This window comes from Alteromonas sp. ABH4_454, from assembly GCF_056311775.1.
Window position 1 is genome coordinate 4,232,139 of sequence record NZ_CM149972.1, and the last position, 24,913, is coordinate 4,257,051.

At 45.3% G+C, this 24,913-nt stretch carries 22 protein-coding genes; 17 read left to right on the forward strand and 5 right to left on the reverse strand.

Annotated elements, in window-relative coordinates; genetic code table 11:
• Positions 1 to 99 precede the first annotated feature (99 nt).
• From ACYX4W_RS18480 to ACYX4W_RS18490, 3 genes are all read left to right on the forward strand, one after another.
• A complete protein-coding gene (locus tag ACYX4W_RS18480) occupies positions 100 to 1,302 on the forward strand; it encodes a saccharopine dehydrogenase family protein (RefSeq protein WP_269916754.1) in 1,203 nt (400 codons plus the stop codon).
• 172 nt (positions 1,303 to 1,474) lie between these two features.
• Complete coding sequence (gene nspC, locus ACYX4W_RS18485) at positions 1,475 to 2,605, forward strand: carboxynorspermidine decarboxylase (protein WP_476074160.1); 1,131 nt, start codon at positions 1,475 to 1,477, stop codon at positions 2,603 to 2,605.
• A 252-nt stretch (positions 2,606 to 2,857) separates the two neighbouring features.
• Entirely contained in the window at positions 2,858 to 4,213 is a 1,356-nt protein-coding gene (locus tag ACYX4W_RS18490) for a CsgG/HfaB family protein (RefSeq protein WP_474805278.1), read from the forward strand.
• A gap of 77 nt (positions 4,214 to 4,290) precedes the next feature.
• On the opposite strand, the gene ACYX4W_RS18495 is transcribed toward ACYX4W_RS18490, so the two are convergent.
• A complete protein-coding gene (locus ACYX4W_RS18495) occupies positions 4,291 to 4,554 on the reverse strand; it encodes a hypothetical protein (protein ID WP_474805277.1) in 264 nt (87 codons plus the stop codon).
• A 103-nt stretch (positions 4,555 to 4,657) separates the two neighbouring features.
• Complete coding sequence (rsmI, locus tag ACYX4W_RS18500; RefSeq protein ID WP_476074161.1) at positions 4,658 to 5,494, reverse strand: 16S rRNA (cytidine(1402)-2'-O)-methyltransferase; 837 nt, start codon at positions 5,492 to 5,494, stop codon at positions 4,658 to 4,660.
• A gap of 141 nt (positions 5,495 to 5,635) precedes the next feature.
• Here rsmI and ACYX4W_RS18505 point away from each other — a divergent pair, with 141 nt between their 5' ends.
• The 10 genes from ACYX4W_RS18505 (at position 5,636) to ACYX4W_RS18550 (ending at position 14,998) form a co-directional block, all read left to right on the forward strand.
• Positions 5,636 to 7,651, forward strand: coding sequence for a penicillin-binding protein activator (locus tag ACYX4W_RS18505; RefSeq protein ID WP_476074162.1), 2,016 nt, complete (start codon positions 5,636 to 5,638; stop codon positions 7,649 to 7,651).
• Positions 7,652 to 7,654: 3 nt separating this feature from the next.
• Positions 7,655 to 7,996 (forward strand): YraN family protein, encoded by a 342-nt coding sequence (locus tag ACYX4W_RS18510; protein ID WP_476055957.1) that lies wholly within the window; start codon positions 7,655 to 7,657, stop codon positions 7,994 to 7,996.
• A 178-nt stretch (positions 7,997 to 8,174) separates the two neighbouring features.
• Positions 8,175 to 9,263, forward strand: coding sequence for a glycosyltransferase family 4 protein (locus ACYX4W_RS18515; protein ID WP_476074163.1), 1,089 nt, complete (start codon positions 8,175 to 8,177; stop codon positions 9,261 to 9,263).
• Positions 9,264 to 9,444: 181 nt separating this feature from the next.
• The gene (locus ACYX4W_RS18520) at positions 9,445 to 10,041 is read left to right on the forward strand and encodes a phosphoheptose isomerase (RefSeq protein ID WP_118492632.1); all 597 of its coding nucleotides are present in this window, start codon (positions 9,445 to 9,447) and stop codon (positions 10,039 to 10,041) included.
• A gap of 23 nt (positions 10,042 to 10,064) precedes the next feature.
• Entirely contained in the window at positions 10,065 to 10,640 is a 576-nt protein-coding gene (locus ACYX4W_RS18525; RefSeq protein ID WP_474809221.1) for a BON domain-containing protein, read from the forward strand.
• 19 nt (positions 10,641 to 10,659) lie between these two features.
• Entirely contained in the window at positions 10,660 to 12,042 is a 1,383-nt protein-coding gene (locus tag ACYX4W_RS18530; RefSeq protein WP_476075501.1) for an MFS transporter, read from the forward strand.
• A 124-nt stretch (positions 12,043 to 12,166) separates the two neighbouring features.
• A complete protein-coding gene (locus ACYX4W_RS18535; protein WP_476074164.1) occupies positions 12,167 to 12,763 on the forward strand; it encodes a DUF7010 family protein in 597 nt (198 codons plus the stop codon).
• Positions 12,764 to 12,790: 27 nt separating this feature from the next.
• Positions 12,791 to 13,120: a DMT family transporter gene (locus ACYX4W_RS18540; RefSeq protein WP_474805271.1), complete on the forward strand. Its 330-nt coding sequence runs from the start codon at positions 12,791 to 12,793 to the stop codon at positions 13,118 to 13,120.
• Between the two features lie 16 nt (positions 13,121 to 13,136).
• Entirely contained in the window at positions 13,137 to 14,381 is a 1,245-nt protein-coding gene (locus ACYX4W_RS18545) for a sensor histidine kinase (RefSeq protein ID WP_476074165.1), read from the forward strand.
• The gene (locus ACYX4W_RS18550) at positions 14,378 to 14,998 is read left to right on the forward strand and encodes a response regulator transcription factor (RefSeq protein WP_476074166.1); all 621 of its coding nucleotides are present in this window, start codon (positions 14,378 to 14,380) and stop codon (positions 14,996 to 14,998) included. Before ACYX4W_RS18545 ends, ACYX4W_RS18550 begins: the two co-directional genes overlap by 4 nt.
• 7 nt (positions 14,999 to 15,005) lie before the next feature.
• Here ACYX4W_RS18550 and ACYX4W_RS18555 read toward each other — a convergent pair whose 3' ends face one another.
• The 3 genes from ACYX4W_RS18555 to ACYX4W_RS18565 all read right to left on the reverse strand — a co-directional run bounded on the left by ACYX4W_RS18555 (position 15,006) and on the right by ACYX4W_RS18565 (position 18,053).
• Positions 15,006 to 15,338, reverse strand: a complete 333-nt coding sequence (locus ACYX4W_RS18555; RefSeq protein ID WP_474805268.1) for a hypothetical protein — start codon at positions 15,336 to 15,338, stop codon at positions 15,006 to 15,008.
• Positions 15,339 to 15,386: 48 nt separating this feature from the next.
• A complete protein-coding gene (locus ACYX4W_RS18560; RefSeq protein ID WP_474805267.1) occupies positions 15,387 to 15,662 on the reverse strand; it encodes a hypothetical protein in 276 nt (91 codons plus the stop codon).
• A 126-nt stretch (positions 15,663 to 15,788) separates the two neighbouring features.
• Positions 15,789 to 18,053: a TonB-dependent receptor gene (locus ACYX4W_RS18565; RefSeq protein WP_476074167.1), complete on the reverse strand. Its 2,265-nt coding sequence runs from the start codon at positions 18,051 to 18,053 to the stop codon at positions 15,789 to 15,791.
• A 786-nt stretch (positions 18,054 to 18,839) separates the two neighbouring features.
• Here ACYX4W_RS18565 and ACYX4W_RS18570 point away from each other — a divergent pair.
• The 4 genes from ACYX4W_RS18570 (at position 18,840) to acnD (ending at position 24,404) form a co-directional block, all read left to right on the forward strand.
• Positions 18,840 to 19,502, forward strand: a complete 663-nt coding sequence (locus tag ACYX4W_RS18570) for a GntR family transcriptional regulator (protein WP_474854843.1) — start codon at positions 18,840 to 18,842, stop codon at positions 19,500 to 19,502.
• 65 nt (positions 19,503 to 19,567) lie between these two features.
• Entirely contained in the window at positions 19,568 to 20,443 is an 876-nt protein-coding gene (gene prpB / locus ACYX4W_RS18575) for a methylisocitrate lyase (RefSeq protein ID WP_476074168.1), read from the forward strand.
• A gap of 232 nt (positions 20,444 to 20,675) precedes the next feature.
• Complete coding sequence (prpC, locus tag ACYX4W_RS18580) at positions 20,676 to 21,800, forward strand: bifunctional 2-methylcitrate synthase/citrate synthase (protein WP_476074169.1); 1,125 nt, start codon at positions 20,676 to 20,678, stop codon at positions 21,798 to 21,800.
• A gap of 12 nt (positions 21,801 to 21,812) precedes the next feature.
• Positions 21,813 to 24,404: a Fe/S-dependent 2-methylisocitrate dehydratase AcnD gene (gene acnD / locus ACYX4W_RS18585; protein ID WP_476074170.1), complete on the forward strand. Its 2,592-nt coding sequence runs from the start codon at positions 21,813 to 21,815 to the stop codon at positions 24,402 to 24,404.
• Positions 24,405 to 24,913: the final 509 nt, after the last annotated feature.

Below are 24,913 nucleotides of genomic sequence, written 5' to 3' on the forward strand. Positions count from 1 at the left end.
AATTTTTTGTCCTTTCATAGGCTGTCTTTGCTTGCCAAATCCCATTGGTCTGCTAGCATTCAGCCCAAAATTCATTAGCAAAATTAGGGATTAGTTATTATGTCTCGCGTTTTAATTATTGGTGCTGGCGGAGTTGCGTCGGTAACTGTGAAAAAATGTGCACGTTTACCGCAACATTTCGACGAAATTTACTTAGCAAGCCGCACGGTATCTAAGTGTGAAGCACTACAACAAGAAGTAGGTGCAGATCGCGTTAAGGGTGTTTTCGCTGTTGATGCTGACAACGCAAAAGAAGTTGAAGCACTTATTAACGAAGTAAAACCAGACCTAGTAATCAACCTAGCGTTGCCATACCAAGACCTGCCTATTATGGATGCGTGTCTTGCGACTAACACAGATTACTTAGACACTGCCAACTATGAGCCTAAAGACGAAGCGAAATTCGAATACTCGTGGCAGTGGGCTTACCAAGACAAGTTTAAAGACGCGGGCATTATGGCCCTTCTTGGCAGTGGCTTCGATCCAGGTGTAACGAACGTTTATACGGCGTACGCGGCAAAGCACTATTTTGACGAAATTCACTACCTTGATATTGTGGATTGTAACGGCGGCGACCACGGTCAAGCTTTCGCCACTAACTTCAACCCTGAAATCAATATACGTGAAATTACTCAACGCGGTCGTTTTTGGGAAAACGGCGAGTGGAAAGAAACCGATCCGCTAAGCGTACGTGAAGACCTAGATTACCAAAACATTGGGGTTCGTGCGTCTTATCTGATGTTCCACGAAGAGCTAGAGTCTATTGTTAAGCACTTCCCTACTCTGAAGCGCGCGCGCTTCTGGATGACCTTTGGTGATGCTTACCTTAACCACCTGCGCGTACTTGAAGGCATTGGTATGACTAGCATTGAGCCAGTTGAATTCCAAGGCCAGAAGATTGTGCCTCTAGAGTTCTTGAAAGCAGTACTGCCTAACCCAGGCTCACTTGCTGAAGGCTATAGCGGCATGACGTGTATTGGCACTTACATCACAGGTATTAAAGATGGCAAAGAAAAGACTATCTTTATTTACAACAACTGTGACCACGCGAAATGTAATGAAGAAGTGGGCGCACAAGCCGTATCTTACACCACAGGTGTTCCGGCGATGATTGGCGCGGCGCTTATGCTTAACGGTACATGGAAAGAGTCGGGCGTTTGGAACATGGAACAATTCGACCCAGATCCATTCATGGATATGCTTAACGAGCACGGTCTTCCATGGCACGTTCTTGAATGTGAAAGCAGCCCTTTCACCAAATAGTAGATACCCGGGCGCTTAATTCAAGCGCCCTTTTTTATTAACGCCACAGTTTAAACTAGACCAAATTATACGAACGTGTTATTCCGCGTAGTTTTGAGCTATGACATGTAATGTAATACATTGGGCGTTAGATAAATGTTGAAAGCAGTTTTATTTTTTGGAGCTTTACCCATTGACCGATTTAACTCAACGCACTGATATCCCTTCTCCTTGTTACGTGCTGGAAGAAGCAAAATTAATTAAAAACCTTGAGCTAATGAAACGGGTTCAAGATGAATCTGGCGCCCGCATTATTTTGGCGCTTAAAGGCTTTTCAATGTGGTCATGCTTCGACATTATTAAACAGTATTTACACGGTGCAACAGCAAGCTCGGTATGGGAAGCGAAACTTGCTGCAGAGATGGGTAAAGAAGTTCACGCTTATTCACCAGCGTATAAAGTTAATGACGCGAAGGAATTAGCGAGCCTTGTTAATCACCTGTCATTTAATAGTCTAACCCAGTGGAATACGCACAAAGAAGTACTAGCGGACGTGTCGTTAGGCCTTCGCATAAACCCTGAGCATCAAGAGGCTGATACGCCACTGTACGATCCAGCAGCGCCAGGCTCGCGCTTAGGCATACGCGCCAGTGAACTAGAAGGCGTGGATCTGACAGGTATAGAGGGTTTCCACTGCCACAACCTCTGTGAATGTGATTCTTTCGCTACTGCACGTACCCTTGAAGCTATCGAAAAGCGCTTTGGTAAATGGCTTGGTCAATTGAAATGGTTGAACCTAGGCGGTGGACACCTTATGACCCGTGAAGGTTATGATGTAGAGCACCTTATTAAAACGCTAAAAGACTTTAAAGCGCGTTACCCGCACTTAGACGTTATCTTAGAGCCAGGCTCTGCGGTTGCGTGGCAAACAGGCCCACTAATTTGTGAAGTGGTAGATATGGTAGAAAACGATGGTGATATTGCTATTCTAGATATCTCGGCTACCGCTCACATGCCGGACGTTTTGGAAATGCCTTACCGCCCTGCCATTTTAGGTGCAGGTATGCCAGATGAAAAAGCGTGTAACGTGAAGCTAGGCGGAAATTCATGTCTTGCTGGCGATGTTATTGATGTCTATTCATTTGACGCACCGTTAAAAGCTGGCGATCGTTTACAGTTCGAAGATATGATGCATTACACCATGGTAAAAACCACGTTCTTTAACGGTGTAGAGCACCCTGCTATTGGTATTTTACGAACTAATGGCGATTTCGAACTAGTTCGTGAGTTCAGTTACGAAGACTTTAAAGGCCGTTTGTCTTAGCCTTAACCCTTCACTAAAAAGTATACCAAAAGCTAATTGATCAATATTTGATCAATTAGCTTGTTCCCAATCTGCTCTAGTGCTATTTTGAGATTGTTGAGTAGTCAAAAGGGAATTTCGACCTACCAGTCCTTTCTGAGGTGAGTCCTTAATCTCCGTCGTCTTTTGTTCAACACCGAATTCAGGTGTTGTATCAAACCATCAAAAATTGCCTGTCTCGGTTATATCTTATCTTTATCAGAGGAATTGATCGTGAGAAGGAATAATCTAGGCTCAAACTGTGCAACTCAAGTACACACATTTGCCAAACCTATTGTATCTGCGCTTAGTGCGCTACTTTTAACCACGGCCTGTATGTCGACAACTCCTTCTATGGGAGGTGGAAGTTCAGGCGCAGTAAGTGGTGGCGCCGGCGGCGCTACGGCTTCAAACAATAATGCGCAATTAGAGAATTGTGACGAAACACTCGGTACATTAAGTGTTTTTGAAGATACAAGTTTGCCCTGGTGGTCAGAGTATCGCAGAACTTACCCAAAACTCGGCAGTACCATCCCTGTTATCAGGTTAATGATTCAACAGTCTAACTGTTTTGTCATTGTTGAGCGTGGCCGCGCTATGAATGCAATGAACACCGAGCGTCAGCTAATGCAATCTGGGCAACTTCGCTCTGGTTCAAATATTGGGGGCGGCCAAATGGTAGCAGCTGATTACACGCTCAGCCCATCTGTACTTTTTGCCGAAAAAACCCAGGGCGGTAAAGCCATAGCCGGTGCACTGTTTGGCACATTAGGCTCTATCGTTGGCGGAGGTTTTAGCAAGAATGAAGCGGCTACCTCGTTACTGCTTATAGATAACCGCTCCGGTGTTCAGGTTTCTGCTGCAACAGGTAGTGCTGCGAATCACGACTTTAGCTTGTTTGGCGGCATGTTTGCTGGCGCAGCAGCAGGTGGCGCTGGCGGCTTCTCAAAAACACCTGAAGGTAAAATGCTGGTCACTGCTTTCGCCGATTCTTTTAACCAGATGGTGGTCGCACTTCGCTCTTACAAAGCGCAGGAAGTTGAAGGGGGGCTAGGAAAAGGAGGAAGGTTAACAGTGGGGGGCGCTGATGATGCCATGCCAGATGCTACCGATGCGCCAGCGATAACTACCTCAACAACAACTACTGCCGTCTATGTCGACAACACCCCTTCTAGGGTCACCGTTTCAGACCGCAGGTCTTACAATTTTGACGTCGATGAATACGATGAAAAAGCCTTTAATAGGTACTATGACTGGCTGAAAAACTATGGCCCGTTAATGACTGCATTTGTTTCTTTCGACCCAGAGAATAATAACCCTAATTGGCCTGGCGGCATGTCCATGGCGGCAGCTGCTACTATGCTTTTAACTCAGCTAGACTCTCATCGCATTGAACTTGAAGCGTGGCCATATGAGGCTAGGGTGCAAGCATGGAGAAAAATGGGAAGAAGGTTGGAAAGCCACACTGAACTGTTTGAGCGAAACCGGACATTAGCGCTTCGAAATGAAAAACTTGACGACGAAGTTCGTCAAGTTATTGAAAGCATACAGGTAGTAACAAAAGAAAGTCTGTTCCCAGAGGGTATTTAGCTATTAGAACATTGAACCCGAAGCCGCAAATTGCGGCTTCGGCTCTCAATACTTTTGATAGTAGTAACACGTTATAGCTATACCACACCACTACCCGAAGCAGCTTCAGATTTGTCAATCTCTCCTTCAGCAAGGACATCATTACCTAATTCTATTTTAAAGGTTGTGCCAGGCTTCCCCTGCAAACTGTAGCGAAAGCCGTACATCTCACCTTCGTTCAATGAGACTTCTGTCACATCATTTGGATGGATTAAATCGTAAACGCCAGAGTCATTCGTTTGAGAGAATATATCTACCAGCCATTTGCCATCAGACATAGTGATTTTAAGAGTCTTTGTCATCTGCGCCTCCTTTAGTAACCAGCCCATTCATCTTGGACTGTCATACAGTGTACTACTTTGTATTTCGCCGATGACGCTTAAGATCAATCTTTCTTAGAGCAAATTACGCTTTTGCATCTAGCCCTGCTTGATACAGCGCATTCTTTTTCAAGTCATAATGACTTGCTACCACAGCCGCTGCTTTTTTCAACGGCATGTGCTCGCACAAGGTATTTAGGAGTGACATTGCTTCACTGGGTATTGCTTGGTCACTTACCTTAGCGGGACCAATCATCACAACGAACTCCCCTTTTTGGTGGGCGGCGTCCACATTGAGATAATCAATCACATCTTGTGCGTTACCACTTACATAGGTTTCAAAGGTTTTAGTCAATTCTTTAGCCACAACAATGTGGCGTTCGCCTAATACACGCTGAATGTCGGTAACTGTGTCTAGAATTCTACGAGGCGCTTCATAGTAAACCGTGGTGAAAGTTCTATCTAATAGCGCTGATAATACACCTTCACGCGCTTGGGTTTTAACTGGCAAAAAGCCTTCAAATGTAAATTTATCTGTAGGCAGTCCTGACGCGCTTAATGCAGTAATTGCGGCGCATGGTCCGGGCAAAGCACTAACTGGAATGCCTTGCTCACGGCATTTACGCACTAAAACAAAACCCGGGTCGCTGATAAGTGGCGTGCCCGCATCACTTATCAAAGCAACAGATTCACCACCTTTCAAACGTTCACAAAGCATAGCTGTACGCTTATCTTCATTATGCTCGTGAAGTGAAAGGGTCTTAGTTCCAATACTAAAGTGCTGTAGAAGTCGCGCGCTATGACGGGTGTCTTCGGCAGCAATCCAGTTAACTTCACTTAATACGCGAATTGCTCTAGCACTGATGTCATCTAAGTTGCCAATAGGCGTAGGAACAATATAAAGAGTGGCGGTGTCTGTCATAACAGTGGTTAAGTCTTACGTTAAATTGAAAGGTTATGCGTTAAGTGTATCACGCCATTAGTCCAGATTATGCTGGCAAGCGTAGATTTTCACACTGGTTAAGATAAACTTGACCAATAACGATGTAAAAGGAATGAAACTGTGCGTCATATCGGACAATCTGGAAAAATTTTTACGCTATCAGCCATTGCTACAGTATTGGTACTATCGGGTTGTGGGAGTACTCCAAAAACTCAGTCGAAACCTGTGGTAGTGGAACCGACTCCAATTGAAACCACCCAGGTTGAAGAGAACGTCACACCTTCGCACAAACTCCTAGAAGCTAAGAAGGTATGGGAACGTACCCGAGATAAAGAACAGCGTAATAGCTTATTACTGCAGGCCGCTGATTTATACCTTCAAAACCAGCAACCTGTATTAGCGCAGCAGGTGTTGTATGAAGTTAAAGAAGATGGTGTGTCAGAACGTAACTACTCGTACTATTCTCTTTTAGTTACCAAAGCCTATGCGGGGATGCCTGATGCGTCAGCAGACGAATTGCTGGCAATGCTCGATGGTGTAATGGGCACAGGGGAAACTGCATTCCAAAAAGCAGAACTTCAAACTCAGCTGTACTCACAGCAAGGTAATTTTGCAGCAGCAGCCAATAGCGTGCTACAAACCAACTTGCCAAACGAAGATAAAGTACAGCAGGTATGGCAGTGGCTCACTTCCATACCGACAGAAACGCTTTCAAAAGTAGGAAAAGCATATCCCGCTCTATCACCTTTCATCACGCTTCGCGAGTTGACTGAAGCGAATGCTTCATCGCCCGCAACATTAGCAAGAGAACTTCAAAAGTTTCAACAAGTTTATCGCGGGCACATTTTAGAAACGACTTTGCCTAACAATGTGCTTAAAGCAACACAGCTTACTGACGCTGGCGCCAATGATATTGCTGTACTACTTCCACTTTCCGGCCGCTTAGCGCGCACGGGGCAAGTAGTAAAAAATGGTATAATGTCGGCCTATTATACTGATGTTGAAAAACGTCAAGATGAGCACTTACTGCCGCGACTTCGTTTTATTGACACTAATGGCGTTGATACGCAGCACCTACTAAATGAAATTGGCGACACTAAATTCATTGTTGGCCCGCTGTTAAAAGATACCGTAGAAAGTTTAATTCCTAATTTACCGACAGGTGTGAACGTACTAGCATTGAATCGGCCAGAAGAACTGATAGACAAAGTAGTAGCAAATGATACGTCGACCAGCAATACGCTAGCGACATCGCCCAGTCCTGCGCTAAATAATGATTCAACTATGCCTGCCAACGTTTTGAAAGCCACCGAAACCCAAGGGGAGTTGGATGCATTAGGTCTAGCCACTTCGTTGAACTATTTCGGTCTTGCCCCAGAAGATGAAGCCAAGCAGCTTGCTGAATATATCTTCAATAAAGGCTACCGTGCTCCTATCGTAATTGCCGCCCAAAGCAGTTTATATCAGCGAATGGACACCACGTTTAAGACGCATTGGAGAGCGCTTAACAATAAAGAGAATAAGCGTCGCACTAACATAACATCGATTACTTTTAACGACAGTAACTCGCTTCGCGAGGGTATCACTCAAGCACTCGATGTTGCCCAAAGCAATGATCGCATTAATCAAATTGAGTACATGACCAACGATGAAGTGTACAACATGCCTCGCAGCAGACGTGATATTGACGCCATAGTCGCGTTTGCCTCTCCGCAAGACACAGAGCTGCTAAACCCAATAATTGAAGCAAGCTTAAACCCTTACGACGGTAAGCAAGTTCCTGTGTATGCCACATCTCGTTCGATGGATTACGACAGCGGAAAAAACCAATGGCGTGATTTACAAAACGTGCATTTTATCGATATGCCATGGTTGATGCCTTCACACAATTGGCAACCTCTTCAGCAAGAGGTGGAGCAAGCTTGGCAAAATCAGAATACCATGCAAAAACGTTTGTTTGCGTTTGGCTTCGATGCTTACCAGCTGCTGCCTCAGCTAGGCATGCTAAACACGCTTAAATACCTTTCACATGAAGGCTTGACCGGAACCCTTTCGCTTAATGAGAAAGGCGAAGTCATTCGCCAGCAGCCTCAAGCTATGATCCGTAACGAAAAAGTACAGATGCTGTCGGAGTAAAATATGTCAAAACTGCAAGGGAATGCAGCAGAAGACAAAGCCTGTCATTATCTTGAGGAACAAGGCCTTACCCTTCTGTGTCGAAACTACCGTACGCGACGTGGTGAGTTAGATATTGTAATGCAAGACGGCAATACTATTGTGTGTATTGAAGTCAAATATCGGAAAAGGAATCATTTTGGCAGTGCAATAGAATTTGTAACGGATAAAAAGCTAAATCGAATTCATGCTGCGTTTGGTTTCTATTTGTTAGATAATAACCTGAATCCAGCATCTACGCCCTTGCGGATAGACGTTATTGCCATAGACGGAAGCAACCTTCAGTGGCTGAAGAACGTGGGCTAAAGACTGACAATATCAGCTTTAAAACCGGTGTTGCCCAAAGAGGACGCTAAACGTACGCAACGATGGACGCGTCCGATATTAATGAAAATGTCTTTATGTCAGAAGTATTCCATTTGTTTTATCATAGTTTTACACGCTTTCTTCTATGTGACGAAAGTGTCTTAGGTTCCTACAAACAATGAGTCATCCCAACAACGAGATTTCGCCAAGCAGCGTTGATAACCAAGAAATTGAATTAATAGTTGGTAACTCTAGTGCCAACTTTTCTGGTGTAACGTCTACTATGCTGCAGGTGACATCTATTCAAAAGCACATGATCAATTTGCGGATCATGGGTAAACACTTTGTTTCAGATCCGTCAATGACGATAACATTCTGGGAAGTCGTTAAAATGTGTCAACGCCCGCTTAGCAATGGTAAGTGGCGTATTTTTCACGCACGCCGCGTTGACGAAATGATTCAGGGCGTGCTTCTGAAATACATTTTTCGCGCAAAGATAAAGCTTGTATTTAGCTCAGCGGCTCAACGGGAGCGTTCCGCTTCCACCGTATGGTTAAGCAACAGAATGGACGCTATTATTGCGATGAGTAACCGTTCTGCAAAGTACTTAAACAAACCTCCTGCCAAGATTAATCTTCACGGTGTGCAGATTGATAATTACAGACCAGCAGAAAACAAGCAGGAAGCTTGGCAGTCTCTGGGCTACGGAGGAAAATACGGAATAGGAATTTTAGGTAGAGTAAGAGAGCAAAAAGGGGTTCACCTTTTTGTGGAGGCCTGCATCAAAATATTACCTAAATACCCTGATGTAAATGCGGTTGTGGTGGGCGCCATTTCGCCAAGCAACCAAGGGTTTGTAAATCAACTCAAAGAAAAGGTGTCTGAAGCAGGTTTAACTGATCGCATTATTTTCACCGGTGAGTTGCCCTTTGAACAGATTCCTAGCATATTCAGTGCATTGTCTCTAGTAAGTGCGCTTAGCTACAACGAAGGCTTTGGTTTAACCGTACCTGAAGCCATGAGCGCAGGTGCGGCTGTACTAGCAACACAAGCGGGCGCATGGGAAGATATTGTCAGACCAGGTATTGATGGATATATAGTACCTACCAGAGACCAGCAAGCTGTAACTGAAAAAATGGACCTGCTACTTTCAGATATGGATAAACTTGCAGAAATGGGCAAAGCAGGTCGCGAACACATTCTAAAAAATTTCAAGGTTGAAGATGAAGCAAGAAACTTAGTCGAGTTCTTTCGCTCGCTTCAATAAATAACGCTTTGGCATTGCAGTAAAGGCCAATGTCACGTGGTATTTGATATTTGATTTTGATAATGCAAAGCATAAGCAAATATTTCTCAGATACTGATCATTATGTTTAGCCATGCGTTGTAACTTAGTGCTGCAACCACTAAATAATGATCAGTAGGCAGTTGAAAAAAAGAGATAACAGATGATTGAACAAATAAAAGCGAACTTTACCGAGAGCATTCAGACAAAAATTGCAGCATCGGAAATATTGCCAGAATATATTGAAAAAGCGGCGTACATGATGGTTGAAGCCTTGATAAGAGGCAATAAAGTACTGAGCTGTGGTAATGGTGGTTCTGCTGGCGATGCCCAGCACTTTTCATCAGAAATGTTAAACCGCTATGAACGTGACCGCCCTAGCCTACCTGCTATTGCGTTAAGCACAGACACGTCGACCATCACGTCTATCGCTAATGACTACAGTTACGACGAAATATTTGCCAAGCAGGTACGTGCGTTAGGCCAGCCGGGAGATATTCTTTTGGCTATCTCCACTAGCGGCAATTCACGTAATGTTATCGCGGCAATGGAAGCAGCACTTTCTCGAGACATGACCATAGTTGCGCTTACCGGTAAAGACGGCGGCGAAATGGCTGGTTTTTTAAGTGAGCATGACGTCGAAATTCGCGTCCCTTCTAACCGTACCGCACGTATTCAAGAAGTGCACCTTCTAGTTATTCACAACCTATGTGAATGCATTGACGACAGCTTATTCCCTGCTGATCATGGCGACGACTGATCAAACTAACTATGAGTAGACAAATAAAAAACTTAAGCCTGCTTGGCACTGTATTAGCCCTAATTTTAACATTACAAGGTTGCGTAGTGGCAGTCGGTGCTGCCGGCGCCATGGCTGCAAAAGTGGCTAACGATAGACGTACGGTAGGTACACAACTTGACGATCAAAATGCCGATGCAGCGGTGTCTTACCAATGGTCGAAAAGTGACGCGCTTAAAGAGCAGACTAACCTTCAGGTTGATGTTTATAACGGTGTTGCCTTACTTACCGGTCAAGCCCCCAACCAAGGGCTTATAGACGAAGCAGTTAGTCGTGCTCAGGAAGTCAGCTACATTAAGAAAATTCACAACCAAATACGCATTGGCGAACCAATAGGTGCTGGTACACAAGCCAACGACCTGTGGCTCGCGTCAAAAGTACGCACTAAGATAGTCGCTGATGAGCGCGTACCGGCGCTTCAGATTAAAGTGGTTGTGCAAGACTCAGAGGTATTTTTAATGGGTCGCTTAACTAACCTTGAAGCTACAGCAGCGGTCGATATTGCGCGTAATATTACGGGTGTAGCTCGCGTCGTTAGAGCCTTTGAAATTGTTCAATAAAGAGCTTGCCACTGCCCTTTTGGTAGCAGGGGCACTCTTTATGGAAATTCTGGACGCCACGGTAATTACCACGGCGCTCCCTGTTATTGCTGCTGACTTCAACGTGCCGGCAGCTCACCTTTCTATCGGCGTGTCGGCTTATTTGGTAGCCGTCACGCTCTTTATCCCTTTAAGCGGTTACGCTGCTGACAAATTTGGGGCTCGCACGATTTTTATAGCGGCGATTGCCATTTTTACTTTTGCTTCGGTTCTTTGTGGCTTAAGTACCAGCCTATTTGAATTTACGTTATCTCGCATTCTTCAAGGGTTAGGCGGTGCTATGATGGTGCCGGTTGGAAGATTAGTTGTATTGCGGGATTTGCCAAAAGAAAAACTAGTAAAAACCGTAGCGATTATTACATGGCCCGCCTTGAGTGCACCGCTATTAGGCCCAGTACTTGGCGGCTACATAGCCACACATTTTAGCTGGCAGTGGATTTTTTATATGAATATTCCGCTGGGTATTATCGCGATCCTCGCCTCTCTTTACCTATTGCGAAACACCAAAGGTGATGTAGGCAAGTTTGATATTAAAGGCTTTTTGCTTACTGGCGTAGGCTTTGCGCTTTTTATGGCTGGTATCGAGTTTCTTGCCAGTACCAGCGACAAACTTCTTCAGTCTCTTGGCGTCATTGCCGTTGGCTTAACACTCATGATTCTCGCATTACGACATGTTAAAAAAGCCAAAAACCCCCTATTTTCATTCGATGCCATGCAGCATAAAACCTTCAGACTTTCAGTCTACGGAGGCTCTGTTGTGCGAGTGGCACTTGGAAGTGCGCCTTTTCTTGTGCCGCTTATGCTACAGCTAGGTCTAGGTTACTCGCCTGTAGAGGCTGGTTCCCTTTTGCTGTGGCTTTTTGCAGGAAACTTAGCAATAAAGCCCGCTACAACGTGGATCATGAATACGTTTGGTTTCAAACGTGTACTTGTAGTGAACGGCGTGCTCATCGCTCTTGGGTTTGTCGCACTAGCAATGATAAATCACACTACATCGTCGTTTACCATTGCCGCTATCTTGTTTGCTAACGGTGTCACTCGTTCAATGCACTTAACGTTAATAAATACTATTGCTTTTGCCGACGTACCGCCTAATAAAATGCGAGATGCGAATACGCTAGGCGCTATTCTAATGCAAATGAATCGTGGCCTTGGTATTACCTTATCAGCGCTTGCCATCGCTGCTGCAGCCTTCATTCTTGGACAAAGCCCCGACACGCCAAATCTACAAACCTTCACCCTATCTATGATGTTTATGGGAGCTGTGGCGCTAGTGAGTATTTACGACAGCTTAATGCTTTCGAAAGAAGATGGTGACTCTGTCTTAAACAAGCGCAAGGCGAAAAAAGCGCGACAAAGCTAGCCCAAGCCCATGCTTGTAAATCTTGTGACAAATGTCACATGCGATTGGTGACGTTTGTGACTAACGCCATCTAAGACACTTTTGCATACTTTACCTATCGACGTTACAACATTAGGTAAAGAGCATGGAACATATAGTAGACCACACTTCTACAGCCAGTGTTCAGAGCAACCCTCTTTCGCTTGAACAACAGCGCGAAGACTTCAAAAAGAAAAGGTTTATTGCAATGCCGCTTGCAGGCACCCTTGTTTGGGCGTTGCTTGGTATAAGTGCACCCTTTGTATCTGAGCTGACCATAACCTGGATGCTTTATATCGGCACAGGGGCAATTTTCTATCTAGGCGCAGGTTTGTCTTACCTTACCGGTGAAAGATTCTTTGCGAAAAGCGCAGTAAATAACAGCTTCGAGCGCCTTTTCTTTGTTGGTATGTTTATGAGCCTACTGGTCTTTGCCATCGCCCTTCCGGTTGCAGCTATTGACCACACAACCGTGCCGTTGAGTATCGGCATTCTCGCTGGACTAATGTGGATGCCTTTATCGTGGGCTATAGAGCATTGGGTTGGCTATTTTCACACTATCGCAAGAACCTTCGGGATTGTTGTAGCTTGGTACCTGTTTCCCGAAGCACGAGTAGAAGCAATTTCGGCGTTAATTGTCGCGGTTTACATTGTGTCGCTCATCACTCTTGAACGCCGTTTTCAAACAATCAAATCTAACTAATTTCACTTTAACAAGAAGGAACATACGATGACTTACTTACTTTTAGCGGTTGCAATTATCACTGAGGTTACGGCTACCATGCTGCTTAAAATGTCGAACGGTTGGGAGAAATGGGCCTTTGGCTACGGCGCTATATTTTTTTATACCGTGTCAGGAATGTTGTTTGCCATGGTCCTAAAAAACATGGGAATTGGCGTTGCCTATGCGATATGGTCAGGGATGGGTATCGCGCTAATCACTGCTGCTTCGGTGATATTTTGGAAACAAACTTTCGACATTTATGCCGTGCTAGGTATTATGTTAATTATCTCTGGTACCTTGCTCATTACTAGCAAGTCAGCCGTTGTATTTCAGTAAGGACGAAGTACTCACAATGCGCAGCCATAACAGCATGCAAAATAACAACGACGCAGTGCCTACAGCTCATTTAAATGAAGGCACTGCGACAGTGGGTGGCTCAATAAATAATGTAGGCAAAAGCGATATGGCGCCGGTCATGCCATTGTTGGGAAGTGGTAGAAAAAAGCGCTGGTCTCATGCCAGCTTGTTTTTTTCGCTGTTCTTTTTTGTGCCCCTTATAATTTCCCGCCCTCTTCCCATCGAGGTATGGGTAATTCAAAGCTTGGGATACCTAAGCTTTATTGTTCTGTACATCAAAGCGATAAGCCAGCCTGTCAAAGCTATTCCTTCCTATTTATTGTCTATGTTTTTGCTTTCTGTCGCCTGTTGTTTTCAAAATCCAGGTGGCGCGACGATTATAGGTTTCATTGCATTCATTATTGGCTATTACAACTCGTTCAAAACGGGGTTAGCAAGCATAAGCATAATGATGATCGTGCTCTTCACCCTAAATATTACTATGTTTGAAAATGCACACTTCCTCTTAGGTGCTTCAATAATTAACAGTTTGGTATTGTTTGGTTTTGGCGTTATGGAGCGTAAGGAAACCCTTCATGGCCTAAAAGAAAGCCAGCAAGCTGAAGCCTTGCACGTATTATCCGCGATAGCTGAAAGAGAACGCATTGGCAGAGACTTACACGATGTTGCAGGTCACGCATTAAGCTCAATTTCATTGAAAGCTCAACTGGCTGATAAGCTTATTAGTAAGGATAAAATTGCTGACGCGCATAGGGAAGTAAAGGCGTTGGCGCAACTATCTCAAGCATTATTAAGCGACATTCGTCAGGCAGTATCAGACATTAAACAACTTTCCCTTGGCGATGAAATAGCGAAAGATAAAGCACTACTAGAAGAAAACGGCTTTAACGTTTCAACCACTATTGATGACAGCGCTTTGATGAAGCTGACTTCAAAGCAAGAAAGCCAGCTTGCGCTTATAGTAAAGGAATTAACCACCAATACCTTGCGCTATTCAAAGGGAAAGACGGTATCTATTAATTTTGACCTTAACGATAATCCGCAAACTTTGATCATGACCTATCAAGATGACGGTGTAGTTGAGGACAGCGGGTCAATTAAAGAAGGAAACGGATTAATGGGTATTAGAGAACGTGCAGCATCTATAAATGCAGATGTGAGCATTTCGTTTCACCCCCACCCTTCTGTAAACGTGCAGCTTATTATAGAAAACCCATCGTCTGAAAAGGTGGCGCTATGAATTTAAAAGCGAAAACAACCATTTTAATTGTTGAAGACCAATCGCTAATTCGAGATGCCATAGCCATGCTTCTGTCACTAGAGGACGACCTAACCATCGCAGCTAAATGCAGTAATGGGCAAGAAGCGATTAAGTATTTAAGCGATCACCCTGCGCCAGACATTATCCTAAGCGATATTGAAATGCCGCTGGTCTCAGGCCTAGATTTGGCCGCCCACGTGACAGAAAAATGCCTTAGTACCAAGGTAGTTTTAATGACTACATTTTCAAAACCGGGATATATTAAACGTGCATTAAGCTTAGGGGTTAAAGGTTTTATTTTAAAAGAGTCTGACAGCGACTACCTGATAGATGCCATACATAAAGTATCTGCGGGGGAAAAAGTGATTTCGACAGAGCTGGCTATCATGGCCCTCGACGACAACAATCCGCTTTCGCAGAAAGAAATGGCGGCACTTAAGCTTGCTTCTGACGGACTCAAAACCCAAGACATCGCGCAATCGTTGTTTTTATCAGAAGGTACAGTAAGAAACTATCTTTCCGAAGCGATATCAAAGCTTGATGCAACGAACCGTGTCGACGCAGCACGCATCGCGAAACAAAAAGGCTGGCTTTAATAGAAGCTTAAAACCACGTCGTAGAAATTGTCGTAGACGTGGGTATAGTTAATTTTTCTGACAAACCGGTAAGCACGCGCTCAGGACCGTAGAGTATTCCTTGATGCTTTGCAGTCCATACGCAGGTTAAAATGCTGGTACCTTTGCGTAATTCACACTGCCATTTAGCTGTGGTTTCAGCAAGTCGTTCATAGTCATCCTCAATTTCCCAACCTGCGTCAACATGCTCTACGATAAGTTGTTCGAATTGAGAGAACGGAATAGGCTGAATGATTACCCATTCGTTTTTCTTAAACTTTCTTTCTAACCGCGATTTTTTGAAACTGGTAAAAAAACCCACGCTCCATCTCCGTATGATTGAAAGGCTTAACGTGCAGCTAAAGCATTTCTAATATTTCGACACCGTTCCCATAATTTGCCCTGAAGGAGTCGGACAAGAACAAGACGTACCAACCATTTCACCGTTCGACGTGGGGCATGTGCCGTACTCGCCGTTACTACCATAGCGGCACTGGTTACCAAACTCAGGGTTGGCTAATGCTGCTCTTTCGTTGCGAGTGGCATTACCTGCTTCATCATCCGGTAGATATACAGTGTATGTGCAGCTAAAAAGCAGACTTGTCGCAAACATGGTGATTAAACGAGAAATTGATTTTAGCTTCATTGTTATTGGTCGATTACTTTTAATACAATTCTAAAACTATGCTAATAATGCAGATAAAACAAGAAAAAATAAGCAAAAAAAAGCCAGTCACAAGACTGGCTTTATTATTATAACTCGTTGTTGATATTAGAATTCAGTTGAGAACCTAACACCAAACTCGCTCGCATCGTTGCTTAAAATTTGCAGGATATAGTCACCTGTATTCAAGCGTGCGTTGTCGTAACGCTCATCGAAAATGTTGCGACCGTAAAGGGCTACGGTGTAAGCATCATTCGCTGGCGTGTAAGCAATGTCAAAGTTTACTAGCTCACGGCTATCTAGCTCGGTCATACGCTCAGGTGCAGACGTCGGCTCGCCATACATTTCAGCGCGGTATGAGTAATCAGCACGCACGCGAATTGAATCGCCACCATCAAGCTCGAAGGTATATTGCGGGCCAATTGCTAACGTTAGATCAGGCGTAAGCGGTGCAACAGGGTTGAAACCGTCTTGCTCTTCAACATCAACGTCCATATAACCAATACTGGTCATCATGCTGAAGTTACCATAACTAAATGTTGCATCAGCTTCTACGCCACGAGAAGTTTGTTCAACAACAAGGTTTGCTGTATCGAAACCACCTTCGCTAACTCGACTTACTTGGTAAGGAAGATCTTCAAACTCAGTGTTAAATACGGCAACACTGATATCGAAGTAGTCATTCACACGACCTTTAATACCCACTTCGTAGTTAGTAGCGGTAATATTGTCTGAAGCTGTGAAACAGTTGTTTGCACGAACTGCTGCTTGTGCACCTTCGATATCATCGAAGCCACCAGCACCAAAGAACTGGCCTATTAGGCAGTAAGGGCGCGCTGGGAACTGACCAGACTGATAACCAGATTGAATAGTCGCATAACCTGTCATGCCATTTTCAAACGTATAGTTTGTAGCAAGCTCCCAAGTTACTTCATCCCAATCGTTTGAATCGTAGATAGTTCCAAGTGCTGAGAATACGTTCGCAGACGCGTCTTTTTCATCTTTGGTGTAGCGAAGGCCACCAGATACGCTTAGCTCGTCAGTCAAATCATGACGTACATTTACATATACGGCTTTAGAGGTGGTTTCTTGATCTAGTTCTAGGAGGTTAGCCCCGCCGTCAAAACTAGAGTCATCACCTTGGCGGTTGCTACCTTCTTCGTTGAAGTAGTAAAGACCGGCTACGAAGTCCGTGTATTCGTTGATATAGCCGTTAAGCTGAAGCTCAATTGACGTTTGATCTGCTTCACCGCGCTCAGGGAACTGGTCTAGAGAGAAAACCGTGCCGTCATCGTCAAGGCCAGCCTTGTACTTTGATGTACGTTGGCTTGCTACCACTTTAGCTGTGTAGTCGTCGTTGATGTCCCATTCGGCAGTCAATGAAATGCCGCGCGCTTCGTTCGATACGCCAGTTACTGCTTCAGTACCTGTTGCGTTATCGTAGATATCAGCGCCTTCAGGCGTCACATCGCTATTACGCAGCTCTATACCAAGGCCATTACCACCACCAAAGTAACGTGCTGAGCCCACTTCATCAATAAGCACAGTGTATGGGCGAAGGCCGCCGTCGCCATTGTTAGCGTCTGCAGTTAATACCATACGGAAGTCATTTGAAGGCTCCCACTTAAGTGAAACACGACCTGAAATATCTTCAGTTTCACCTACGTCGTATTCAGCATTTGGCACGTTGATAAATTCGCCAAGCCCGTCGCGCTTGTTGAAAGCCAAATTCATATTGAACGCAACAGTTTCTGATAAAGCGTGGTTAACAAAAAGGTCTGCTTTTACGCGACCACGTGTACCAAACTCAGTATTGATTTTAGTTACATCGCCTTGGTCTGGCTCTTTAGTGATGATGTTTATTGCACCACCAATAGAGTTACGACCGTACAGGGTGCCTTGAGGACCACGAAGTACCTCAATACGCTCAATGTTGTTAAGGCTCCAGTTTTGACCAACTTGGCGGCCTAGGTAAACACCATCAACATAAACACTTACACCCGGGTCTGTAGTAATTAGGTGATCTTGAAGACCAATACCACGAATAAATGGGTTTACAGAAGACGTATGACCAGCAGAAAAACCAGTAACGTTTAGATTTGGTACAAACTTACCAACGTCTGTCAGGTCAGTAATACCTTGAGAAGCTAGCTTATCGCCGTCAAAAGCACTGATAGCAATTGGCACTTCATAAATAACTTGAGGGCGTTTTGTCGCTGTAACGGTAATGGCTTCAAACTGTTGTTCTTCAGTTGCTTCAGTTTCTTGAGCAACAGCAATGTTTGAAAGAGCTGGAACGGTCATCGCTACTGCTAGTGCGACAGGTGAAAGCTTACTGGCGAGTGTCTTAGACACGTCAGTATTGGATTTCATGGTGTAACCCCTTTTGCGTGAGTGTTAGGTATAAATTTGTTGTTATAAGCTGCTTCAAGTTCTTCTTTGGAACCTTGAAAGACTAAACTCATTGAACTAAGAGGCACACATAACCTTGTGCTAATACTGGATTACAGGCAATAAAAAAGTAAGTCGCAATAAAACATTACAAACTTACTTTCAATAAAACTCTGCTTTAAAAGTAGTGAATACTTTTCCAGTCCTCTAAAATTCAGTAGAAGAATTTAGGCTTGAAGACTGGAACGATATGTTACCGTTAGATTGCGACCTTGCAAAGTAAAATATTACACTTTTACTAAAATAAGACTTCAAAATTAGACTAATTGGTTAAGTTAAGCACCAAGACTCGAATTTCTTTGAAAGCCAAAAAAGAGAATGAATATCAAACAAATAAATATAACAACCACCTAACAAAGTCTGTTTAAAATGATAAATCAAAACCTAGACCAAGCGGACAAACTTTAATCAAATTACTCACTGCAGATATTTCTGTTGTGACGCTGGTTACCTTACGTAATTCCAATCAATACCCGCCCCAACTTTCAACCCCGCTGCGACAGCGTGCGAATGCGAGTTCCGACAACTAGTTTGCGTTCATATTCAGATAGAACCAAAGCTTTCTACACCTGGCTTAAGCAAAATTTTCAAACACCTCCATAAGACCAACAGCTTACGCTCGTTGTCGACAATTTGGGCTTAGAAAGGTTGAAAAAGACGTCTAACAGGCATATATTGTCGACATTAGTTAATCAAAGACGATGTAAAGTGTTAGTAAAAAGCGAACAAGCCATCACCAATGCCGACCGCACTTTCTTTCAATTAAGAAAGGATATTGTTGAGGGCATCATTCCAGCAGGCAGTAAGCTGAGTGAAATGGAATTGTCGACAAAGTATGAAGTTAGTCGCGCCGTTATACGTGAAGCTATAAACCGCCTAGCCACTTGCCACCTAGTAGAACGTAAAGCGAACGTAGGCGCTCGCGTGGTTGCACTTTCACCTGAAGGCCTTATTCAGCTATACCAAGTGCGCGAAGCATTAGAGGGTATGGCCGCCCGCTTGGCTGCACGCTACATGAGCGATGAAGAAATTGCCGATATGCAGGCATTGCTCGATAGCCACTTCGATAAAGTGAAAGGTGGCCAAAGCTACTACCAAGAAGCCGGCGATGTAGATTTTCACTACCGAATTGTAACTGGCAGCAAAAACGATCATCTCATTAGTGTGCTTGTAGACGGGCTTTACCATTTAGTGCGCATGTATCGCGTGCAGCTCGGTATGGCTGGCCCTCGCGTAAGCACTGCGTTTGATGAACACAGACACATCGTTAACGCCATTGCTAATCGCGACGAGGAACTGGCTGAAATGCTAATGCGTCGCCACATCCTATATTCCAAAAACAATATCGAGAAGAAGCTTAGTCATGGTTAACACTGATCAGTCTTCTTCATACCTAATTCACCTCTACCCTACTTTTAAATAAGCGAGTGATTATCATGAGTGCAGGAAAGAAATTCAGAACCGCATTAAAGAACAATAAACCGCTACAAATCGTGGGCACCATTAATGCCTATACCGCAATGATGGCCAAAGCCATTGGACACCAAGCTATTTATTTATCAGGTGGCGGCGTAGCTAATGCGTCTTACGGCCTACCCGATTTAGGCATGACATCGCTTAACGATGTGATTGCAGACGTTCAGCGAATTACCAGCGCATGCGACCTTCCGTTAATGGTAGATATCGACACAGGTTGGGGCGGTGCATTCAACATTGCCAAAACCATTCGCGACATGGAAAAAGCAGGCGCGGCGGCCGTTCATATGGAAGATCAGGTTGCACAAAAACGCTGTGGTCACCGCCCTAACAAAGAAATTGTAAGCACAGAAGAAATGGTGGACCGCATTAAAGCTGCAGTTGATGCCAGAACCGACCCCGACTTTTTCATTATGGCGCGCACCGACGCGTTTGCGCAAGAAGGTTTAGAAAAAGCTATTGAGCGTGCAAAAGCTTACGTTGCAGCAGGTGCCGACGGCATATTCGCAGAAGCGGTTCAAACTGAAGAGCACTACCGTGCATTCTCAGAGGCCCTAGACGTACCGATCCTTGCCAATATCACTGAGTTCGGCAAAACCGAACTATGGAACAAAGAAGAGCTTGGAGAATGGGGTGCCGATATGGTGCTTTACCCGCTAAGTGCATTCCGCGCCATGAATAAAGCAGCAGAAATGGTGTACAAATCTATACTTGAAAACGGCGACCAAAAAGCCGTTGTCGACAGTATGCAAACACGCATGGAACTGTACGATTATCTTGGCTACCACGAGTACGAGCAAAAGCTAGATGCGCTATTCGCAGAAGGCAAAAATTAGTAAATAAATTCAGCTTGAAGTTGGCCGGCGCGAAGATGCAGGGGTGAAGTACAGTTCCCTGCCCCTCTGAGGCATGGATGCCGAAGCGGAGCCCCCATGGATGGGTTTACGGCGTGGCAGGGAACTGTGCTTTGCTCCTGCAGCCAATGTGCCCGCCAACTTCAAGCGCCAAATGACGAAGATATCACACTAAAAAGTACCTTACATATTATACAAGACCGGAGACAACAAGATGGCTAAACAGTTAAGTGGCGCGGGTTTACGCGGCCAAGTTGCAGGTAAAACAGCATTATCAACCGTAGGTAAATCAGGTTCTGGTTTAACGTATCGTGGTTACGACGTAAAAGATTTAGCGCAAAACTGTCAATTTGAAGAAGTGGCGTACCTTATTCTTAAAGGCAAGCTACCTAACCAGCATGAACTAGACGCATATAAAACTAAGCTTCGCGGCATGCGCGGCCTTCCAACAGCACTTAAAGAAGTGCTAGAGCGCATTCCGAAGAATGCCCACCCAATGGACGTACTTCGTACAGGCTGTTCAATGCTGGGTAACCTTGAAATGGAAACCAGCTTCGAGCAACAACAAGACGTGACAGACCGTATGTTGGCGTGTTTCCCAAGCATCATTTGTTACTGGTACCGCTTCTCGCACGACGGCGTGCGCGTAGATGTTGAAACCGATGACGATTCAATTGGTGGGCACTTCCTTCACATGCTTCACGGTGAAAAGCCACGTGAACTTCATGAACAGGTCATGCATGTATCGTTAATTCTTTATGCAGAGCATGAATTTAACGCTTCTACCTTTACGGCGCGTGTTTGTGCTTCAACCTTGTCTGATATGCATTCTTGTGTAACAGGTGCTATCGGTTCTCTGCGTGGTCCACTTCACGGTGGTGCTAACGAAGCGGCCATGGAAATGATTGAAGGCTTTACGTCTGCCGATGATGCTGAAGAAAAAATGATGGGCATGCTTGAGCGTAAAGAGAAAATTATGGGCTTTGGTCACGCGATTTACTCAGAGTCTGACCCGCGTAATGAAATCATTAAACAATGGTCTGAAAAGCTAGCTGCCGATGTGGGCGACGACGTGCTTTACCCTGTATCAGTTCGTTGTGAAGAAGTGATGTGGCGCGAGAAGAAACTATTCTGTAACGCTGATTTCTTCCATGCCTCTGCGTACAACTTTATGGGTATTCCTACACCGCTATTTACGCCAATCTTCGTAATGTCTCGTCTAACAGGTTGGGCGGCACATGTTATGGAACAGCGCGCTGACAACCGTATTATTCGTCCGTCAGCAGAATACACAGGCGAAGAACTTCGCCCAGTGCCTGCTATCAGCGAACGCGCGTAAGGTTGAGGTTTTATGAATATTGATTACCGTAAACCGCTTCCAAACGCGGGGATCGATTTTTTCGATACCCGTGAAGCGGTAGATGCTATTGAGCCTGGCGCCTACGCCAAACTGCCTTATACGTCGCGTGTGCTGGCTGAAAACTTAGTGCGCAAATGCGCCCCTGAAATGCTTACCGACTCGCTTAAACAGCTTGTTTACCGCAAGCGCGACTTGGACTTTCCGTGGTTTCCTGCTCGCGTAGTGTGTCATGACATTTTGGGTCAAACGGCACTGGTAGACTTAGCGGGGCTTCGCGATGCTATTGCCGCAAAAGGCGGCGATCCGGCGAAGGTTAACCCAGTAGTTCCAACACAGTTGATTGTGGATCACTCATTAGCTGTAGAGCATGCTGGTTTTGAGAAAGACGCGTTTGAAAAAAACCGTGCAATTGAAGACAGACGTAACGACGACCGTTTCCACTTTATCAACTGGACAAAAACGGCATTTAAGAACGTGGATGTTATCCCCCCGGGTAACGGCATTATGCACCAAATCAACTTGGAGCGTATGTCGCCGGTTATTCAAGCTCGCGACGGCGTAGCCTTCCCTGACACGCTAGTAGGTACAGACAGCCATACGCCGCATGTTGATGCACTTGGCGTAATTGCCGTGGGTGTGGGCGGCCTTGAAGCGGAAAGCGTAATGCTGGGCCGCGCGTCATATATGCGATTACCTGATATTGTAGGTGTTGAGCTAACGGGCAAACCACAGCCGGGTATTACCGCTACTGACATTGTATTAGCGCTTACTGAATTTTTGCGTAAAGAACGCGTGGTATCTGCTTATCTTGAATTCTACGGTGAAGGTGCATCGCACTTAACGCTGGGTGACCGTGCTACCATTTCGAACATGACGCCGGAATACGGCGCCACTGCAGCGATGTTCTACATCGATCAGCAAACCATTGATTACTTGCGCCTAACGGGGCGTGAAGAAAAGCAAATTGCACTTGTTGAGCAATACGCTAAGCATACTGGTTTATGGGCAGAGGATTTAGAAACCGCCGAATACGAGCGCGTGCTTACATTCGACCTTTCTGCAGTTGGCCGTAACATGGCTGGCCCGTCTAACCCTCACGCACGTTTACCTACCAGCGATTTAGAAAGTCGCGGTATAGCAGCGAAATGGACCGAAGAAGAAGGCAAAATGCCTGATGGCGCGGTTATTATCGCGGCTATCACCAGCTGTACTAATACGTCAAACCCGCGCAATGTTATTGCAGCAGGCCTACTTGCGCGCAATGCCAACCAGCGCGGTCTAACCCGCAAACCGTGGGTTAAAAGCTCACTAGCACCAGGCTCTAAAGCCGTTAAGTTATATCTTGAAGAAGCTAACTTAATGAGCGAACTGGAAGATTTAGGCTTTGGCGTTGTGGCGTTTGCGTGTACTACCTGTAACGGTATGAGCGGCGCGCTAGACCCAAAAATTCAGCAAGAAATCATCGACCGCGATCTTTACTCAACAGCAGTATTGTCGGGTAACCGTAACTTCGACGGCCGTATTCACCCTTACGCAAAGCAAGCATTCCTAGCTTCGCCACCACTTGTTGTAGCTTACGCCATCGCCGGTACCGTGCGTTTTGATATTGAAAAAGACGTATTGGGCACTGACAAAGAAGGCAACCCAGTAACGCTTAAAGACATTTGGCCAAGCGACGAAGAAATTGATGCTATTGTTGCGAAGTCGGTAAAGCCTGAACACTTCAGAAAAGTGTACGAGCCAATGTTCGATTTAAGCGTGGACTATGGCAAAGACATTAACCCGCTTTATGACTGGCGTGAAATGAGCACCTACATTCGCCGCCCGCCCTACTGGGAAGGCGCAATGGATGCCGAGCGTACAATGAAAGGTATGCGTCCGTTAGCCATTTTGGGTGACAACATCACCACTGACCATCTATCACCTTCGAACGCCATTATGGCAAGCAGTGCTGCAGGTGAATACTTAGCAAAAATGGGGCTACCGGAAGAAGACTTCAACTCCTACGCTACCCACCGAGGCGATCATTTAACCGCACAGCGCGCTACTCTTGCGAACCCGAAAGTGTTCAACGAAATGGTGCTGGAAAACGGTGAAGTAAAACAAGGTTCACTGGCCCGCATTGAGCCCGAGGGTAAAGTAGTACGCATGTGGGAAGCTATCGAAACTTACATGAACCGTAAACAACCGCTGATTATTGTAGCAGGTGCTGATTATGGTCAGGGTTCATCACGTGACTGGGCAGCTAAAGGTGTACGTCTAGCAGGCGTTGAAGTAATTGTGGCAGAAGGCTTTGAGCGTATTCACCGCACTAACCTAATTGGTATGGGCGTATTACCGCTTGAGTTTAAACCGGGCACAACCCGTAAAACCCTTGAGCTAGATGGTACGGAAACCTATGACGTAAGCGGCGAACCGTCACCTGGCGCAACGCTTACGCTAATAGTAAACCGTAAAAACGGCGAGCAGCTAGAAGTGCCGGTAACCTGTCGTTTAGATACTGCAGAAGAAGTCTCTATTTACAGCGCAGGCGGCGTATTACAACGCTTCGCCAAGGACTTCTTAGAAGCGGAAGCTAGCTGATTCAGCTAGGAAGAACTGAGCCGGTTACGGGACACGCCGTAAATACATCCATGTAGGCTCCCAATTCGCATCCATGCGAATTGAGGGCCCCGTAACCGACTCAGTACTTCCTTTGCGGTCTAGTTCTCGGACGGTGGGGACGAATTAGTTATAGGGCACGCCGTGAATACGTCCTTGTAGGCTCCCAACTCGCATCCTTGCGAGTTGAAGGCCCTAAAACTAATCCACCACCTCCGTTGCTTGCATCAGCTAGTTGAGCTGGGAGAGATAAGTTAGCCACAGGGCACGCCGTAAATACGTCCCTGTAGGCTCCCAACTCGCATCCACGCGAGTTGAAGGCCTTGAAACTAACTCACCTCTCCCTTACTGGATTCGTTTAATAGTTTTGAGAAGGAAGTTGGTTACGATTTGAGACTTTCCAGCCGCAAGGATACGGCTGGGAAGCGCACACGGACGTGTTCACAGCGTGTTTCAAAACACAAACAGCTTCCAACCTTTAAAAACAGAAA